The following is a 15,132-nucleotide window of genomic DNA, read 5'->3' on the forward strand; positions in this document are numbered from 1 at the left end:
TAAAAAGATGCAGATACTAGGCGCGGCGAGCATTCGAGCGAGGCGTACTCAGGCGTACGTTGAGTGAGAACGCGCAGCCGCAACAACGTAGGTCCCACATTTCGCGCCCTGAAATGATAACAGAGGACTGCGAAAAATGGGATTGATGCGCTTTTTAAGCAGGCTTTCCCAATAAAGTAATTAATTAAAATCCCGCACCGGAACCTGCACCATCGTTGCCAATTGGAGAAATGACTCCGCCCGCAGGGTCCGCCGGGCCTCAATGGCAATCTGGGCACAGGCGCGGGCATCATGCAGCGCATTGTGATGCTCAAAAACAAAAGCAAACTGTTTTGCCAAAGTAGACAGTTTATAATTTTCTATCTCCGGCCACACCTTGCGGGCAATTTCCACGGTGCAGGCATAGCGAAAGGACGGCCGGCGAAGCTGATATTCATCAAGAACAGTGCGAAGAACCCCTATATCAAAAGTGGCATTGTGAGCGATTACAATTTTATTTTCCAAATGCGGCCGGATCCGTTCCCACAGTTCAGCAAAAGTCGGTTTGTCGGCAACATCGGCCGCAGTAATACCATGAATACGGGTATTCCAGTAGTCAAAACGCAATACGGCCGGCCGGATCAAGGAATAAGCCGAACGGACAACCTGCCCATTTTCCACGGTAACAGCCGCCATGCTGCAGGCACTGGAACGGCTGCGATTGGCTGTTTCAAAATCAATAGCTACAAAATTCATTCTAGTCCCCTTCACTTTGGTCCAACTCTTCTGGTATTTCTTTCGACAATATTCGGCGAAACTGCCGGCAATTCCTGTTACTCCCAACCAGTAAACTAAAAAGAATACACTGCCGGCAGATTTTCGGCAAGTGTATCTTCGGACATTGGACATTGGGTGTTGGGTTTGGATGTTAGGCGCTTTTCGGCCACAAAAAAGCATTGGCCCCTGAGGAACCAATGCTTTTTAAGTTTAAGAACCTTGCCTGAGACCCTGCCGCAGGCTTTTTAGTTAGGAAGCCGTTCCAAAATGGTCCGGGCTACATAAACACCACTGGCGCTGGCTTGGGAGAGACCACGGGTCACACCGGCTCCGTCCCCGATAGCAAACATGTTGTTTATCTCGGTTTCCAGCAAATCGCTCAACTTTAAGCGGGAACTATAAAATTTCACTTCCACCCCGTATAATAAGGTGTCGTCATTAGCCATTCCCGGTGCAATTTTATCCAGTGCATAAATCATTTCAATAATATTATCAAGGTGGCGCTTGGGCAATACCAAGCTTAAATCCCCGGGCGTAGCCTTAAGCGTTGGCTTGGTAAAACTTTGTTCCAGCCGGTGGTCATTAGTCCGCCGCCCTTTTACCAAGTCACCGAAGCGCTGCACCAACACACCGCCGCCCAGCATGTTGGAAAAGGATGCGATCCGCTTGCCATATTGGTGGGGCTCATTAAAAGGCTCGGTAAACCGGTTGCTCACCAAGAGCGCAAAATTGGTATTCTTACTGTGCAGTTTTTCATCCCGGTAGCTATGCCCATTCACAGTCACAATGCCGTCCGTGTTTTCCGCCACAACATAGCCCTTAGGGTTCATGCAGAAGGTGCGGACCAAATCTCCGTATTGCTTCGTACGATACACCAGCTTAGCTTCATACACTTCGTCGGTAATATGCTGGAACACTTCCGCCGGAATCTCCACCCGCACGCCGACATCAACCTGGTTGTTAAACACGGACAGTCCCATTTCCTTGCATTGCCCGGCAAACCACTCAGCGCCGGCGCGTCCCGGTGCGGCAATCAGATATCGGCACTCGACCGGTGCGGCATCTTTTATTTCCAGCGCAAAACCATTGTCCTGTTTGTCGATTTTAGACACATGCCGGTTAAAGAAAAAGGTTATTTTATCTTTGAGAAATTCATATATCTGTTCTAAGATTTTAAGATTATTCTCAGTCCCTAAATGCCTGACCTTAGCCTCTAAAAGATGCAGGTCATAAGCTAACGCTCTTTTACCGATACTGCTGTCTTTCGTACTAAAGTATTCGGCCGGCGCACCATATTTTATATTAATCTGGTCAACGTAATCAATTAAGTTCAAAACTTCCTGGTCAGGCAAATATTCATTCAGCCAACCGCCAAATTCAGCGGTAAAATTGTATTTACCATCAGAAAAAGCACCGGCGCCGCCAAAGCCGCGCATGATACTGCACGGATTGCACTTGATACAGTGTTTGACCTTTTTTTCACTGATCGGGCACTTCCGGGCATAAATATCATGACCCGCTTCAATCATAATAATCCTGGCTTCGGGATTTCGGGAGATTAATTCGTAAGCTGCATAAATACCGGCCGGACCGCCGCCGATAATTGCCACATCATATAAACTCGACATGGTATTCCCCCATCATTTTAGTAGATTACTTGGCAAACCCATAATATTATACTTTATATTCCCCGGTCTGTACAGAAAAATTTTTCAAGTTAAACAATTGACATAAACGTCTTTATCCATTATAATTTCACCAAACGATCTAAATTTAATAAGGATAGAGGTGCGGTTAATAAGAGTAAGTGCCCCGAGTCGCCGACAAGGAAAGGCACTGAAAGGATTACCCGCCGAAGTATAAGCTTACGGTAAAAAGCTTATGCTGGTCTTGCATTGAATAGGTGTAAGACTGTCATGCGGAGTTGTCCGCATGGAGCGCTATCTGGTACTGCCTGGTCCATTCGTGTCCATTTGCGGCGGTTTGCGAGATAGTAATCTCGTAAATCGCTGTTTATTTTTTGGTAAAATTATTTCCCGGGAGGCATTATTCATGGCAAGAAAAACATTACCCTTTACCCATTCCCAATTGGAGTCAATACTCCAGAAATATCCGACTCCGTTTCATATCTACGATGAACATAGCATACGTCAAAATGTGCGAAAGTTATTGGCCGCTTTTTCCTGGGCGCCTTCTTTTAAAGAGTATTTCGCCGTAAAAGCTACCCCCAATCCGTCCATCCTGAAACTCCTGCGGGAAGAAGGTACCGGTGCCGATTGCAGTTCCCTGGCCGAGCTCGTATTGGCCGAGGCGGCCGGGATAAAAGGCGAAAACATCATGTTCACTTCCAACGATACGCCGGCCGAAGAATTTAAAAAGGCAGCCGAACTAGGCGCTATCATCAATCTGGACGATATCAGTCATATTGCTTATCTGGAAAAACACGTGGGCATTCCGGATATTATCTCCTTCCGCTATAATCCGGGACCTCTTTTGAAAGGCGGCAACACGATTATCGGTTACCCGGAAGAGGCTAAATACGGGTTAACGAAACCACAAGTTTTTGAAGCATACCGGACTATGCAGCAAAAAGGCGTAAAACGGTTCGGCATTCATACCATGGTAATTTCCAACGAACTCAATCCACAAAGCTTTGTGGATACGGCTAATATGATGTTTGACCTTATATTGGAACTGCACAAAGAACTGGGCATCACCTTTGAATTCGTCAATCTCGGCGGCGGCATTGGTATTCCCTATCGAACGGAGCAGGAAGCCGTTGATTTGGAATTTGTCGGCCAAGAAATCAAAAAAGCCTATGACGCAAAAATTGCCGCCAACGGACTGCATCCGCTTAGAATCGCCCTGGAATCCGGCCGTATGATCACCGGACCTTATGGCTATCTGGTCACTACCGTTCTCCATAAAAAAGAAATCTATAAAAATTACGTAGGCCTTGACGCCTGTATGGCCAATTTGATGCGCCCGGCACTTTACGGTTCCTATCATCATATCACGGTAATCGGTAAAGAAAACGCCCCCCTGGACCATATCTATGACGTAACCGGCTCTTTATGTGAAAACAATGATAAGTTCGCCATTGACCGGGAACTGCCGGTGATTGATGCTGGTGACGTCCTCGTTATTCACGATACGGGCGCCCACGGGCACGCTATGGGTTTCAATTATAACGGCAAACTTCGTTCCGCCGAGCTGTTGCTTAAGCCGGACGGCAAGGTGGAACTCATTCGCCGGGCGGAGACCCTGGAAGATTACTTCGCCACGCTCGATGTGTCCACCTGTGGTTTAAGCCTGGCCGCGGCCGCTAAAACAGAGGATCAGTGAGAAAGACCCCTTAGGCGGTCTTTCGATAAATGGCAATTGAACATTGGATATTTGAAAAAGACAACGACCCTATTGAGATTTTCGGCTCAGGGCGCAGAAAAACCCGTCTAAAAATCATTTTAGGCGTCCACACCGTCAGAAGGATCGTCTTGTCATAAGCGGAGGTTAAGTGCGTTGATAAGGCGATTCTTCTGCCGTTTTTGGCTATTAAACTTATACTTACTTCAAGGAAAGCCTGCCGGCTATATGCCGTGCAGGCTTAATTATTGGGGAATCCTTGAGGCTTAATGCAAAAAGGGACCGCCTTATAAAAAGCAGCCCCTTCATAAATTATGTTAACCCGCGGTACCGTTCCTCTATATGTTCAAACCCGCCACTAAGCAGGTGGGTGTCCCGGTTATGCTTTTGCCATCCTTTCTGAGAAGGCCCGACAGCCGCGATAACGTTAAACTCCCTTTGTATATGAGTAGGTTGAACATAAATGAGGGTGACGCACACCCCAGGCAAATCGGTCGGTATCACAACATCTGTTATGATATCATCCCTGCCGCCCGGATGCAAGAAGGATGATTCGCCAAAAAGCAGAACCGTTTTGCTTTTTGACATAATAATCTTACCTATGCTCAATTATACGTCAATATGAAGAAAAAACAGCATATTCTTTCGCTACCACAATAGGGTTCCTTGGAATACAGTCACCGCTTGTCCCAAAATGTGCACCCGTGTTCCCTTCACTGCCAGACGCAATTCACCGCCCCGGCTGGAAGCCTGGAAGGCCGTTAATTCCGTCTTCTGCAATTTCCCGGCCCAATACGGCGCCAGCGCACAATGTGCAGAGCCGGTAACCGGATCTTCGTTAATCCCGACAACAGGGGCAAAAAAACGGGAAACAAAATCAGAACCGGTATTGGCAGCAGCAGTGACAATCACGCCACGGACAGGAACCGTCGCCAAAACCCCGAAATCGGGCCGGAGGGTTCTCACCTGTTCTTCCTCTGCCACTTCCACCAAATAATCCATTTGATTGCTGCCGATAAATTCCGTTTTGACTCCCAACGCCGTTTCCAATGTGGCAGGGGCCTCCACCGCCACAACCGGTCTGGCGGGAAAATTCAGTTCAATCCAGCCGTCTTCCTGCCTGTTGGCAAGTAAAACTCCGCTGCGGGTATAAAATTCCACCGGTTCATCCGGCGCCAATATACCCTGTTCATAAAGAATATGAGCACTGGCAAGCGTAGCATGTCCGCATAACTCCACTTCCACTTTGGGTGTAAACCAGCGCAATTGGAACCCGTCCTCCTGCTTAACAAGAAACGCCGTTTCGGAAAGATTCATTTCCATTGCCACCTGCTGCATCCATTCCGCCGTCTGCTCTTCCGGTAAAATACAGACGGCGGCCGGGTTGCCTTTGAAAGGTTTTGTGGTAAAGGCGTCGACCTGGTAGATGGTGACCGGCATTGCATTCCCCCCTTTAATACGATCCATTAATTTCCACACAAATCAATAAATACCTTTTTCAATTCCCGCCGGTTAATAAAATAATAAATCCCCCGCAGAACCGAGGGATACTTACTATTTTTGTCCGTGACGGAATAGGATACTATAGAGGTGATATGGGATGGTCTACTCAATTCTGATAAATTTAGCCTCCCGCCGATTAACTTTATTCCGGGAGGGAAAAATAGTCCGTTCCTACCCCGTCGGTATCGGTAAAATGCTCACACCCACACCTACCGGTACGTATACAATCGTTACTAAGAATCCAAACCCGGGCGGGCCCTTCGGCGTTATGTGGCTGGGACTCAGTATACCGCATTACGGAATTCACGGTACCAATAATCCGGCTTCTGTCGGCCAAATTGTTTCTCATGGCTGCATCCGGATGTATAACCGGGATGTGCTGGAACTGGCCAATTTGGTGCCGATTGGAACGCCGGTAATAATCCGGTAACCTGGTCCCTCTTATCGGGAAATACTTATCCGGAAAAAGGCGCGGATATTCCTAAAGACTGAACGTTTTTTTGTTTCTTTAGCACTTCCTTCTTACGCTTCATCTCGTACATGTCCCGGTCGGCCCGAATCAGCAATTCCTCAATTGTGCAAGGTTTTTCCGGATCATATACAGCAAAGCCCACGCTCAAAGATAACGAATAACGCTCACTTTGGATTGTCTCTTTTTCTTTCAAACGTTCGGCAATCCGCTGGGGGAATGAAGTATCCGTATCCAGCGCCAAAGCAACAAATTCATCGCCGCCAATGCGCGCTACAATATCAGACGAGCGAAAGATCTCTTTCAGTGTTTCCGCCGCCCGGATTAATACCTGGTCACCTACATGATGGCCAAATTGGTCGTTAATTTGTTTCATATTATCAACGTCCGTATAGCATAAAACGAGGGACCGCTTGGACCGGTTGGCCACCTTAAGATGATGGCGGCCAAAAGTAATAAATCCCCGGCGGTTATGAACGCCGGTCAATTCATCAATTAACGATGCATTTTCCAATTCCCGTAACACTTTTTGCCGCTCCATGGCAAAAAGGATCGACCGGCCCAGTGTGTTACCATCAAATTGGTCATTTACCAAAAAATCCTGAGCCCCCTCCCGGAGCGTATCCGCTGCCGCCACCGCATCATCACAGCCGCCGATCACTACTACCGGTACGCCCGGCGCCTGACTTCTTACCCGCACCATGGGGCCGGATTTTCCTTGATCAGGCAGGGAAAGAATCAGCAAAACCACGTCGACTTTCATTTCTGAAGCCATTGTAATCCCTGTCGATAGACTTGCAGCCCGGTGCAAGGAAAATATTCTGCCATCATACCCGTTTACCAGCATTTCACTCAGCTTGAGATATTGATTCTCCTCGCCAATTACCAATACGGATACCGGCTCTTTTAACACAGAATCACCACCTTTAAAATTGGCCGGTAAGGAAGTTAGCGTTGCGGCCGCCGATGCCAGGACTTGCCGCCGCATAAGCATTTATATTGCGGCGTTGGGCCGCTCTTAGCCTGATACACCTTAGCGCCACAAAGGTCACAGATCCATATTCTGCTTGTCTCGGTAGAAACATTGTCCACGATTCGGTAAATCCCGGTATGGCCTGTTCTATCCATCAAATGAACCATGATTCTTTCCTCCCTGCGCTTCCAGATAACGGATAAACATTACCTGATACCGCCCGCTGTCTTTCATTTTAAAACGGTTGTAAACTTCATCAATACAGGCTTTCCAGCCATCTACCTCATACGATTTAACTTTGGCCTGAATTGAATTTGCATAATTCCATTCCTGAATTCCTTCCAGAAACATAACTTTAGCTTGGAGAACGTGATTTCCCGCATGCTCCGCACATCCGTCCACCTTTGGTCATCTCCTCACTTCTTGAGTCTGGTGTTTCAGTTATCATTGTGCAAATGTCAGTAATCTAGTGTTTATTATATTTGTTAAAAATTACCATTTCAAGTAAAATAAACTGACTCCCTTCGTAGGATATTTACATTCTGTAAACTAGCAGCTTAAATTTTGACATTTTTCAACAATGCACCTTCGTTCTATGTCTCTTATGCAGTATAGATCCTTACATTTCCTCATGAAATATGTCGAAAATATATATAATTTTCATGCATTGCATGAGAAAGACCGCTACGCGGTCTTTCGGCTCAGGGTGCAGGGCTCAGAGCACGGGAAAACCATTTGGAAATCATTTCAGGCGAATAACCCAGGCAGAAGGATCGTCTTGTCATAAGCGGAGGTTTCCCACATTTCGCACTCTGAACTTATGGCGACAATATCTTCTCCCAATCCATAGCCACAAAGTAATAATGACCTTATACTTCGCTTAAAATTCCCTAAGTTTATCTTTTCCCGAGAGAAGTATTGTCGAGTGACAGAGGACTGCGAAAAGTGGGTTTAGTGGCAACGGCGTAGCGTTGATAAGGCGATTCTTCTGCCGTTAACGGCTATCACCTACAAAATCACTTAAGTTCTGTTCTTGATTTACAAGAATTTTTAGCCTCTGATCTATCAAGAAAGACCGCTAACGCGGCATGGCGCAGGGCGCAAAAATCCGTCCGGTGTTACGTACGTAAAGAACCCCAGACCAAAAATAAATGGTCTGGGGTTCTTTGCTATTGTTTTATCCCCTTCTATTGAGCCGTAATTCCATCAGCAAGTCCTTGCTTCAGCCGGCTAACAAACGCGCCGACCTGTTCCACCAAGCCGTCCGCCGCCAAGTGGTTTTCGATGACTTTGATAACTGCACTGCCGACAATGACACCGTCGGCCAGTTTGGCGGCAGTAGCCGCCTGGGCAGGCGTCGATATGCCAAAACCCACAGCCAGCGGCAAATCGGTTTGGGAACGGACCATCGTTAAAAAACCGGCCAGGCCGCCGTCCAACTCCTTTTGCATGCCCGTTACGCCGGTTACGGACACACAATATAGAAATCCCTTGCCAACACGGGCAATTTGCTTAACCCGTTCCAGCGGTGTTGTCGGCGCAACCAGCATAATAACGTCTACATTGCAGGCAGCGGCGGTTTGCCGCAGTTCCTCACTTTCCTCCAGCGGCAGATCCGGAACAATCAACCCGTCAACCCCTGCGCCGGCGCAGGCTTTTGTGAACCGTTCAATTCCGTATTGCAGTATGGAATTAAAATAGACCATGAGTATAAGCGGAATAGCCGTTTCCTGACGCAATGACCGCACCAGGTTAAATATCTTCTCAATCGTAATCCCCTTTTGCAAGGCCCGCAGCGATGCTGCCTGAATCACCGGTCCGTCGGCCACGGGGTCGGAGAAAGGCACCCCCAGTTCAATGATATCCGTGCCGTTTTTCTCCATAGTCAATACCAATTTTCGGGTTGTGTCAAGGTCAGGGTCGCCGGCGGAAATGTACGTAATCAATGCTTTTTTCCCGGTTTGCCTTACATCGCGAAATCGATTCTGAATTGCATTCTTCCTGTCCATCTTACTGCACCTCCTGATAGGCGGCTACTTGTTCCACGTCTTTATCGCCCCGGCCGGAAAGGCAAACTACCATAATATGGTCCGCCGGCAGTTCCGGCGCCAGTTTCATGGCCTGTGCCAAAGCATGGGAGCTTTCCAAAGCCGGAATAATGCCTTCCGTACGGGCTAAAAGATAAAAAGCCTCCAGCGCCTCCGTGTCAGTAACCGCTGTGTAGTTAACCCGCCCGCAGTCTTTCAGATAAGCATGTTCCGGTCCTACGCCGGGATAATCGAGACCGGCGGAAATCGAATGCGCTGGCAGTATCTGTCCGTCCTGATCCTGCAGCAAATAACTCATAGCCCCGTGCAGCACCCCTTTGCGACCCTTGGATAAGGTTGCCGCGTGTTCGTTCGTATCAATCCCCTTACCGGCCGCCTCCACCCCGATTATTGTTACGGTTTTATCTTCCAGAAAAGGATAAAACAGCCCCATAGAATTGCTGCCGCCGCCGACACAGGCGATAATGCTGTCCGGCAGGCGACCCTCCCTTTCCAGCAGTTGCTGCTTGGTTTCATCCCCGATCACCCGCTGAAAATCGCGGACGATTGCCGGATAGGGATGAGGACCGACGACCGAACCGATTACATAAAAAGTGTCCCGCACATGGCCGACCCAGTATCGCAGCGCTTCATTCGTCGCATCCTTAAGGGTCCGGCTGCCGCTGGTTACCGGCACAACTTCCGCTCCCAGCATCTGCATGCGAAAAACGTTCAGGGCCTGCCGTTTTACATCTTCTTCACCCATAAACACTTTACAGCCCATACCGAACAAAGCTGCCACGGTTGCCGTGGCTACGCCGTGCTGGCCCGCTCCGGTCTCCGCAATGACTTGCTTTTTCCCCATCCGCCGGGCCAGCAGAGCCTGCCCGACCGTATTATTAATTTTATGAGCTCCTGTATGGTTTAAATCTTCCCGCTTTAGATAAATCCTGGCTCCGCCCAGATGAGCACTCAATTTGTCCGCAGCATACAATAACGACGGACGGCCTATATACTGACTGAAGTAGAAGGCTAACTCCCGCTGAAATTCAGGTTCCTGCTTTAGACGGTTATAGCATTTTTCCAGTTCACTCAGGGCCGGAACGAGTGTCTCCGGCACATATTGGCCACCGTACTCACCGTAACGTCCTATTTTCTTCGTTTCCATATTCCCACCTCCGAATAGTTGTGATAAATTCTCTGATTTTAGCGGCGTCCTTCCTGCCGTTGGTTTCCACGCCGCTGCTGACATCAACTGCAAAGGGGCGTACCGCCCGGATAGCCTCCAGTACATTGCCCGCGTGCAAGCCGCCGGCTAAAATCATCCTGCTCCTTAACCCGGACCGGACCGCCAATTCCCAGGGAAAAACCTGTCCCGTCCCCCCTGCCTGCCCTAAAGAGTAGCTGTCAAGCAGCACCATACTGTCCGGATAGTTTTTCAATTCAGCCAGGGAGTATTCGTCTTTGACGCGGAACCCCTTAATCACTTTCTGGGAAAAACGTCGGCAGTATTCCGGCGACTCCCGGCCATGAAACTGCAGCGTATCCAGGCCGCAGTACCCGGCAATATTCTTCACTTCCCTTTCCGAAGCATCGACAAATACCCCGACCTTGTTCACTAAGGGCGGCAAGGCATGACATATTTCCCGGGAAATAGCAGCGGAAATTTGTCTAGTACTGGGAGCAAAAACCATACCGACGGCATCGGCGCCGGCCGCCACTGCGACTAAAGCATCTTCAACCGTTTTTATGCCGCAAATCTTAATCCGGACCATCCCTATCACCTGCCAATTCCCGCAATTTCCGCCACGGCGACGGGCTGCGCATCAAAGCTTCTCCTACTAAAACGGCCTGCACACCGCATTGAGATAAAACTTCGATATCCTGTTTGGTGAAAATACCGCTTTCGCTGACCAGGACCCGGTCGTCCGGAACATACGGCGCCAACCTGAAGGTAGTCTCCAGGCTCGTCTCGAAGTTCGCCAGATTTCTGTTATTGATGCCAATAATGGCGGCGCCGCTTTCGACAGCCGCTTCCGTTTCTTCCCTGGTGTGCACCTCGACCAGGCACATCAGATCCAGTTCGTGGGCCAGATCCAGATAATTTTTAAGCTGCTGCCGGGAAAGAGCCGCAACGATAAGCAGAACGGCATCTGCGCCAAGTACCCGGGCTTCATAAAGCTGATATTCATCAATTATAAAATCCTTGCGTAAAAGCGGTATACGGGTTGTCTGTCTGGCCAGCCGCAGAAAGTCGGGCCGGCCCTGAAAAAAGAACGGTTCCGTCAATACCGATATGGCCGCTGCGCCATTCCCGGCATAGGCAGTTACCACCTCCTCCGGTGTCAGGTCGGTCCGGATCACACCTTTGGAAGGTGACGCCCTTTTATATTCGGCAATCAGATTAACTCGTCCCGGCTGGGACAAGGCTGCTTTAAAACCTTTGGTTGCCGGCATTTTACCGATTAGCGGCAGCCATTCGGCTACCGGTTTCGCCGCTTTTCGTTTTGCCACTTCCTGCCGGGTGGCAGCCAAAATCGTTTCCAAAATCATACTATTGCATCTCCCCGGCGGTAAATTGGCGTAATTCCTCTAGTTTAGCCAAAGCCTTGCCACTATCAATACTATTTGCCGCCAACTTAACCCCGGCAGCTAAATCCGGTGCCCGATTACCAGCTACCAATGCGGCCGCGGTATTTAAAAGCACAATGTTCCGCCGGGGTCCCTCCGCTCCCTGCAGGATAGCCAGCGTGATTGACGCATTTTGGGCGGCATTGCCGCCGGTAAGGTTCTCCGGCTCGGCCCGTTCGAAACCGAAATCTTCCGGCGTTATCTGATACGTATGAAGAGAGCCGTCTTTCACTTCCGTAATCCGGGTCGGCGCACAAACCGATATTTCGTCCAACCCGTCCAGTCCGTGCACGACCAAAGCATGCTCCGTCCCCAGACGCTGCAGCACGCTGGCCAATACAGTGGTTAACTCAGCCTGAAATACGCCCACTACCTGACTTTGCGCCCCCGCCGGATTGGTAAGGGGCCCCAGTATATTGAAAATAGTCCGGATGGCAATTTCCCGCCGCGGCCCCACTACATTTTTCATGGCCTGGTGAAAGACCGGCGCAAATAAGAACCCCATGCCGGTTTGCTGCAGCATTGCTTCCACGGTTGCCGCGCTCAATTGAATATCAATTCCCAAGGCTTCCAGAACATCGGCACTACCGCATTGGCTGGATACCGACCGGTTGCCGTGCTTGGCGATTTTCAGCCCTGCCCCGGCGGCGGCAATGGCAGCTGTGGTAGAGATATTAAAGGTGTTTTTACGGTCGCCGCCCGTACCGCAGGTGTCAACCACCGGACCGCCGGTCCGGACGGCAGTGGCTTTACGCCGCATGACCCGGGCGCAGCCGGTAATTTCCTCCACCGTTTCCCCTTTAATGCTAAGCGCCGTAAGCATACCGCCGATTTGGGCCGGTGTAGCCGTTCCTTCCATAATGGCTTCCATCATGGCTTCCGCTTCTTGTTCATTCAAATGTTCGCCCCGGACAACCTTGTGAAAAATCGGTTGAAACATCATGCTCTCTCCTTCCGTAAAAAATTCCGCAAAATGGTCTTACCTTCCCCGGTCAAAATAGATTCCGGATGAAACTGCACCCCTTCCACGGGATATTCCACATGGCGCAGTCCCATTACAACGCCGTCGGCAGTATGGGCCGTAACTTTTAAACAGGACGGTACCGTCGCATCCACAATCAGGGAATGGTAGCGGGTAGCGGTAAAGGGCCCGGCAATTCCCCGGTACAGTCCTTGCCCGTCATGATAAATCGTAGAAACTTTGCCATGCATTATCACGTCGGCTCTACGCACGGTACCGCCAAACACCCGGCCAATTGTCTGATGCCCCAGGCAGACTCCCAAAACCGGAATGTGCGGGCCGCATACCGTGACCACTTCGCCGGAAATTCCCGCCTGCTCCGGCGTTCCCGGTCCGGGAGAGATAATAATATGGGAAGGAACAAGCTGTTCCAATTCCGGCACCGTAATCTGATCATTCCGGTATACCGCAATGTCGGCTCCCAATTCGCCCAGATATTGCACTAAATTGTACGTAAAAGAATCATAGTTATCAATCACGGCAATCATCGATGTCCCTCCTCGGTTAAAATCAGGGCCTTCAGCAGCGCCCTGGCTTTATTCAGAGATTCTTCGTATTCGGCTTCCGGTACCGAATCGGCCACAACTCCGCCGCCGGCCTGCACATGGACCTTACCGTCAGCTACGACAAAGGTACGGATGGTTATACACGTATCCAGACTGCCGGAAAAGCCGATATACCCTACCGCACCCGCATAGGGCCCCCGTTTGGTCTGTTCCAGTTCGCGGATGATTTCCATGGCCCGCACTTTGGGCGCGCCGGAAACTGTACCGGCGGGAAAACAGGCCATCAGCGCATCAATTGCATCTTTCCCCTCTTGCAGCCGACCCTGTACGGAAGATACAATGTGCATAACATGAGAATATTTTTCCACTGCCATCAGCGTAGGTACCTGTACCGTTCCATAGGCAGCGACTTTACCAATATCGTTGCGGCCCAGGTCAACCAGCATAATGTGTTCCGCCCGCTCCTTTTCATCCTGCATCAATTCCTCCGCCAGCATTTGATCTTCCCGTGCCGTCTTGCCCCGGCGCCGGGTGCCGGCAATGGGACGCGTTTCCACCACTCCCCCCTCCAGCCGTACTAATAGCTCCGGTGAGGAACCAATGAGCTGAATCCCGCCAAAATTGAGATAATACAAATAGGGTGACGGATTGACCGACCGCAATGTCCGGTAAATTTCAAAAGGACTTACTTGCAGCTTGGCGGACAGCCGCTGGGACGGCACAACCTGAAAAATATCGCCCGCGGCAATGTATTGCTTGGCTTTGATAACCATCTCCATGTATTCGGTCTGGCTGCGGTTTGACTGCACCGGCGCCGGAGCCGCCGTCATCCTGGGAGGAACCGCCGGCGGCCGCTGAAGTTTTGCTTTCATTTCCGTCAACAGAGCGACAGCCTCTTCATAATCCCGGCCGGCATGACTTGTTATCCTGGCACAAACAATCAGCTGCAGCCTATGTTTAACATGGTCAAAAACAAGGATAACCCGGGGAAAAAGCAGGCTGCAGTCCGGCAGTCCCAGTTGGTCATTTTCATTGGGGGGAAGTTTCTCCAGATGCTCGACCATATCATAGCCGAAATAGCCTACGGCTCCGCCGTAGAAACGGGGCAGTCCCTCAATTTCCGCCGTTGTAAAGTGGTTCATTACTTCCCGCAGAATCGTAAACGGATTCCCCTTTTGCTTCGTGACCTGCCCGTTTTCAGTGATCAGACAAGTATCACCGGATACGGTAAAAGTTTGAAAAGGCCGCAAGCCGATAAAAGTATACCGCCCTAAATGTTCGCCGCCTTCTACACTTTCCAGCATAAAACCGGTTTCTTCCCCCACAAGCTTGCTATATACGGAAATGGGGGTTTCCATATCAGCATTCAGTAATTCGTATATGGGAACTACATTGTTTTCCTGCGCCAAGCTCAGGAATTCTTCCCGGGATGGGGTTGTCATCGCTTTATTACCTCCCTTTTATAATTGTAAAAAATAAAAACCCTTTCATCCTTTAAATAAAGGACGAAAGGGTTAACTTCCGCGGTACCACCTTCAGTAGGCCTAGCCTCACTCTTAGGGTACAGGCTCAATTTCCCGCCGGAAAGCGAAGGAATGGAAACGGAAAAATAAAAAAGCTTCCGTCCGATTAAGGACGAAAGCTCTGCACTTCCGTGGTACCACCTTAGTAGGCTAAAACAGCCTCGCTCTCAGGTACGGGATGACTCCGATACCCTGTCTCTTGTTTTAACGGCGAGACCATCCGGCTAAGCCTACTATTACTTCGGTTAGCAGCTCAGGGGCCCATTCACCAGAAAGATACCTGCGAAGCTTACACTGCCCTCCGCTCGCTGAAAAGCTCGTTTTCTGCCTACTCTTCCCCGTCAAAGCTTTTGAATTATG

At 49.8% G+C, this 15,132-nt stretch carries 15 protein-coding genes, 1 other RNA gene, 1 riboswitch and 1 other annotated feature; of the genes, 2 read left to right on the forward strand and 14 right to left on the reverse strand.

Annotation, left to right across the window (positions count from 1 at the left end; all coding sequences use genetic code 11):
- Window positions 1-180: 180 nt before the first annotated feature.
- Together LUCIF_RS09215 and LUCIF_RS09220 are read right to left on the reverse strand one after the other, a co-directional pair.
- Window positions 181-735, reverse strand: coding sequence for a 3'-5' exonuclease (locus LUCIF_RS09215; RefSeq protein ID WP_122627587.1), 555 nt, complete (start codon window positions 733-735; stop codon window positions 181-183).
- A 266-nt stretch (window positions 736-1,001) separates the two neighbouring features.
- Window positions 1,002-2,384 carry an NAD(P)/FAD-dependent oxidoreductase gene (locus LUCIF_RS09220; RefSeq protein ID WP_122627588.1) on the reverse strand — a complete coding sequence of 461 codons (1,383 nt, stop codon included), beginning with the start codon at window positions 2,382-2,384 and terminating at the stop codon, window positions 1,002-1,004.
- A gap of 147 nt (window positions 2,385-2,531) precedes the next feature.
- Window positions 2,532-2,707, forward strand: a riboswitch (Lysine riboswitch).
- 101 nt (window positions 2,708-2,808) lie between these two features.
- Here LUCIF_RS09220 and lysA point away from each other — a divergent pair.
- Window positions 2,809-4,101, forward strand: coding sequence for a diaminopimelate decarboxylase (gene lysA / locus LUCIF_RS09225; RefSeq protein WP_122627649.1), 1,293 nt, complete (start codon window positions 2,809-2,811; stop codon window positions 4,099-4,101).
- A gap of 333 nt (window positions 4,102-4,434) precedes the next feature.
- Here the strand turns inward: lysA and ssrS are convergent.
- Both ssrS and LUCIF_RS09235 read right to left on the reverse strand, forming a co-directional pair.
- Window positions 4,435-4,610: non-coding RNA, 6S RNA (gene ssrS / locus LUCIF_RS09230), on the reverse strand.
- Window positions 4,611-4,767: 157 nt separating this feature from the next.
- The gene (locus LUCIF_RS09235; protein ID WP_207857315.1) at window positions 4,768-5,586 is read right to left on the reverse strand and encodes a PhzF family phenazine biosynthesis protein; all 819 of its coding nucleotides are present in this window, start codon (window positions 5,584-5,586) and stop codon (window positions 4,768-4,770) included.
- Window positions 5,587-5,719: 133 nt separating this feature from the next.
- Here LUCIF_RS09235 and LUCIF_RS09240 point away from each other — a divergent pair, with 133 nt between their 5' ends.
- The gene (locus tag LUCIF_RS09240) at window positions 5,720-6,052 is read left to right on the forward strand and encodes a L,D-transpeptidase (RefSeq protein WP_122627590.1); all 333 of its coding nucleotides are present in this window, start codon (window positions 5,720-5,722) and stop codon (window positions 6,050-6,052) included.
- Between the two features lie 25 nt (window positions 6,053-6,077).
- Here LUCIF_RS09240 and LUCIF_RS09245 read toward each other — a convergent pair whose 3' ends face one another.
- From LUCIF_RS09245 to trpE, 10 genes are all read right to left on the reverse strand, one after another.
- A complete protein-coding gene (locus LUCIF_RS09245) occupies window positions 6,078-7,004 on the reverse strand; it encodes a GGDEF domain-containing protein (RefSeq protein ID WP_165865945.1) in 927 nt (308 codons plus the stop codon).
- A 35-nt stretch (window positions 7,005-7,039) separates the two neighbouring features.
- Complete coding sequence (locus LUCIF_RS26030; RefSeq protein ID WP_165865946.1) at window positions 7,040-7,231, reverse strand: hypothetical protein; 192 nt, start codon at window positions 7,229-7,231, stop codon at window positions 7,040-7,042.
- Window positions 7,212-7,466: a hypothetical protein gene (locus LUCIF_RS09250; RefSeq protein WP_122627592.1), complete on the reverse strand. Its 255-nt coding sequence runs from the start codon at window positions 7,464-7,466 to the stop codon at window positions 7,212-7,214. The genes LUCIF_RS26030 and LUCIF_RS09250 overlap by 20 nt, the downstream gene beginning before the upstream one ends.
- Window positions 7,467-8,251: 785 nt before the next feature.
- Window positions 8,252-9,073, reverse strand: coding sequence for a tryptophan synthase subunit alpha (gene trpA / locus LUCIF_RS09255; RefSeq protein WP_122627593.1), 822 nt, complete (start codon window positions 9,071-9,073; stop codon window positions 8,252-8,254).
- 1 nt (window position 9,074) lies between these two features.
- On the reverse strand, window positions 9,075-10,259 hold the full coding sequence (trpB, locus tag LUCIF_RS09260; RefSeq protein WP_122627594.1) for a tryptophan synthase subunit beta: 1,185 nt from the start codon (window positions 10,257-10,259) through the stop codon (window positions 9,075-9,077).
- A complete protein-coding gene (locus tag LUCIF_RS09265; RefSeq protein WP_122627595.1) occupies window positions 10,228-10,866 on the reverse strand; it encodes a phosphoribosylanthranilate isomerase in 639 nt (212 codons plus the stop codon). The genes trpB and LUCIF_RS09265 overlap by 32 nt, the downstream gene beginning before the upstream one ends.
- Window positions 10,853-11,644 carry an indole-3-glycerol phosphate synthase TrpC gene (trpC, locus tag LUCIF_RS09270; RefSeq protein WP_122627596.1) on the reverse strand — a complete coding sequence of 264 codons (792 nt, stop codon included), beginning with the start codon at window positions 11,642-11,644 and terminating at the stop codon, window positions 10,853-10,855. The genes LUCIF_RS09265 and trpC overlap by 14 nt, the downstream gene beginning before the upstream one ends.
- Window position 11,645: 1 nt before the next feature.
- Window positions 11,646-12,665, reverse strand: coding sequence for an anthranilate phosphoribosyltransferase (trpD, locus tag LUCIF_RS09275; protein ID WP_243638712.1), 1,020 nt, complete (start codon window positions 12,663-12,665; stop codon window positions 11,646-11,648).
- Window positions 12,662-13,231: an anthranilate synthase component II gene (locus tag LUCIF_RS09280; RefSeq protein ID WP_122627598.1), complete on the reverse strand. Its 570-nt coding sequence runs from the start codon at window positions 13,229-13,231 to the stop codon at window positions 12,662-12,664. The genes trpD and LUCIF_RS09280 overlap by 4 nt, the downstream gene beginning before the upstream one ends.
- Window positions 13,228-14,691 carry an anthranilate synthase component I gene (trpE, locus tag LUCIF_RS09285; RefSeq protein WP_122627599.1) on the reverse strand — a complete coding sequence of 488 codons (1,464 nt, stop codon included), beginning with the start codon at window positions 14,689-14,691 and terminating at the stop codon, window positions 13,228-13,230. The genes LUCIF_RS09280 and trpE overlap by 4 nt, the downstream gene beginning before the upstream one ends.
- A 186-nt stretch (window positions 14,692-14,877) precedes the next feature.
- Window positions 14,878-15,126, reverse strand: a binding site (T-box leader).
- Window positions 15,127-15,132 lie beyond the last annotated feature (6 nt).

The organism is Allolucifera butyrica (assembly GCF_900476375.1).
GTDB lineage: Bacteria > Bacillota > Negativicutes > Sporomusales > UPPP01 > Lucifera > Lucifera butyrica.

Bases quoted from the DNA above. Each gene is read 5' to 3' on its own strand.
- LUCIF_RS09240 (WP_122627590.1), top strand. From the start codon at position 5,720: ATGGTCTACTCAATTCTGATAAATTTAGCCTCCCGCCGATTAACTTTA.
- lysA (WP_122627649.1), top strand. From the start codon at position 2,809: ATGGCAAGAAAAACATTACCCTTTACCCATTCCCAATTGGAGTCAATA.
- trpD (WP_243638712.1), bottom strand. From the start codon at position 12,665: ATGATGTTTCAACCGATTTTTCACAAGGTTGTCCGGGGCGAACATTTG.
- trpB (WP_122627594.1), bottom strand. From the start codon at position 10,259: ATGGAAACGAAGAAAATAGGACGTTACGGTGAGTACGGTGGCCAATAT.
- LUCIF_RS09215 (WP_122627587.1), bottom strand. From the start codon at position 735: ATGAATTTTGTAGCTATTGATTTTGAAACAGCCAATCGCAGCCGTTCC.
- trpE (WP_122627599.1), bottom strand. From the start codon at position 14,691: ATGACAACCCCATCCCGGGAAGAATTCCTGAGCTTGGCGCAGGAAAAC.
- LUCIF_RS09235 (WP_207857315.1), bottom strand. From the start codon at position 5,586: ATGGATCGTATTAAAGGGGGGAATGCAATGCCGGTCACCATCTACCAG.
- LUCIF_RS09220 (WP_122627588.1), bottom strand. From the start codon at position 2,384: ATGTCGAGTTTATATGATGTGGCAATTATCGGCGGCGGTCCGGCCGGT.
- LUCIF_RS09265 (WP_122627595.1), bottom strand. From the start codon at position 10,866: ATGGTCCGGATTAAGATTTGCGGCATAAAAACGGTTGAAGATGCTTTA.
- LUCIF_RS26030 (WP_165865946.1), bottom strand. From the start codon at position 7,231: ATGGTTCATTTGATGGATAGAACAGGCCATACCGGGATTTACCGAATC.
- trpC (WP_122627596.1), bottom strand. From the start codon at position 11,644: ATGATTTTGGAAACGATTTTGGCTGCCACCCGGCAGGAAGTGGCAAAA.
- LUCIF_RS09280 (WP_122627598.1), bottom strand. From the start codon at position 13,231: ATGATTGCCGTGATTGATAACTATGATTCTTTTACGTACAATTTAGTG.
- trpA (WP_122627593.1), bottom strand. From the start codon at position 9,073: ATGGACAGGAAGAATGCAATTCAGAATCGATTTCGCGATGTAAGGCAA.